Genomic DNA, 1,456 nt, shown 5'->3' on the forward strand with positions numbered 1-1,456 from the left:
GATCAGAGGCAGGTTCACTGGCAGTTCACCACCGCCGACGCTCGCGTCAAACTCCGCCACCTATACCCAAATAATTAGCTGCGACGGTCTACTAGGCTAGGCGGTGAGGGTGATGGCGCGCACCGGACAGGCCAACACTGCGGCCTCCAGGGCCGACCGCAGTCGGGCTGGAGGCTCAGCTTCCAGCACTATCGCGATGTTGTCCTCCTCGTCGAGGTCGAACACCTCCGGCGCGCTCAGCACACAAGAGGCGAATCCCTCGCATTTCGCCACGTCCAAGACGACCTTCATTTCGTGCGAGTCCTCTCGTCTTTCGGCAGCGAGCCCAGCTGCTCCATCGGATCAGTGTGGGTGGCCCCGGCAAGCTGCATGAGCAGCAGAGGGTGCACACCGCGGGCGTGTAGGGCGGCCAGGTCCACGAGCATCACATCGGTCACGTCCTCGACTGTCACCCCGGCGGCGGCGGCCACCGCGACCGGATCGTCGCCGGCCCGCCGCAAGAGGTCGGGATCGCGCGCCATCTGCCGGACCAGCCGGTCGAGTCGGAGATTCACCAGGGCTTCCTCAGAACAGCCGGGCCAGTGCCATACCGGTCGCCCATTCGGTCACCGGCTCGTAGGCCGTGACCGTTCCCGGCGACGGGCACGCGGCCATCACGGTCACCCAGTTCCGGATCTCCTGGGCCCCGTTGCCCGCCGTCTCAGTGACCCACGGGACGTCCCAGGTGAGCAGTTCGCCCACCGCACCCCTGCGAACGCAGTCCAGGAAGCCCTCATCGAACTCGACGTTCACCCGGCCCATCCCCGGGGTGCCGACCCAGTGGGACAAGCCGCCTGCGGCCAGCAACAGCACCCGCTCGCCCTCGGGTCGTTCGGCGACCACCGAGGCTATGAGCTCGCCGAGCTGGGCACTGCGCCAGAACGGGGCCAACGGTGGAGTACTGGCATTCTGGAAGATGGGAACGATCGGCAGATCCAGTCCCGGGCGGATCAACGTGAGCGGCGCCATGAAGCCGTGGTCCAACCGGGGGTCGGCCGACCAGGACAGGTCGAAACCGCGCGCTGCACCCGCATCGAGAAGCGCGGAGGCGAAGCCGGTCGCCAACGGGACCTCGGCCGCAGGTACACCGGCATCGCCCAACCCGGTACAAGTGTCGCCGATGCCCACGCAGACCTGTGGGTAGTTGTCGTAGAAGAATGAGTTCAGGTGCTCGCTGCTGACGATCACGACGACGTCGGGCGCCAACTCGTCGACCTCGGCGCGCAACGTCTCGAAAGCCTCGCGGATCCGGCGTTGGTCGGCCGCGGTGGGGTCGTACCGCCGGATCATCATGGCGGTGTGCGAGGCGCCGTAGCCGGCGATCATTCTGCCCATTGGATCAGCTCTCGGCCATGGCGGCAGGTCGGGGGACCACACGACCGAGGAACTCCCCCACCACCCGGTGGAACTCCTCCGG

At 67.1% G+C, this 1,456-nt stretch carries 3 protein-coding genes; all 3 read right to left on the reverse strand.

Features of this window, described 5'->3' with window-relative positions:
* Positions 1–96: 96 nt before the first annotated feature.
* From BM093_RS34810 to BM093_RS34820, 3 genes are read right to left on the reverse strand one after another with little or no spacing between them, the layout of a single operon-like run.
* Positions 97–291, reverse strand: a complete 195-nt coding sequence (locus BM093_RS34810) for a ferredoxin (RefSeq protein ID WP_093357729.1) — start codon at positions 289–291, stop codon at positions 97–99.
* A complete protein-coding gene (locus BM093_RS34815) occupies positions 288–554 on the reverse strand; it encodes a hypothetical protein (protein ID WP_093357731.1) in 267 nt (88 codons plus the stop codon). The genes BM093_RS34810 and BM093_RS34815 overlap by 4 nt, the downstream gene beginning before the upstream one ends.
* A gap of 10 nt (positions 555–564) precedes the next feature.
* Complete coding sequence (locus BM093_RS34820) at positions 565–1,365, reverse strand: DODA-type extradiol aromatic ring-opening family dioxygenase (protein ID WP_218163082.1); 801 nt, start codon at positions 1,363–1,365, stop codon at positions 565–567.
* Positions 1,366–1,456 lie beyond the last annotated feature (91 nt).

The sequence above is a fragment of the Pseudonocardia ammonioxydans genome (assembly GCF_900115005.1).
GTDB classification, from domain to species: Bacteria; Actinomycetota; Actinomycetes; order Mycobacteriales; family Pseudonocardiaceae; genus Pseudonocardia; species Pseudonocardia ammonioxydans.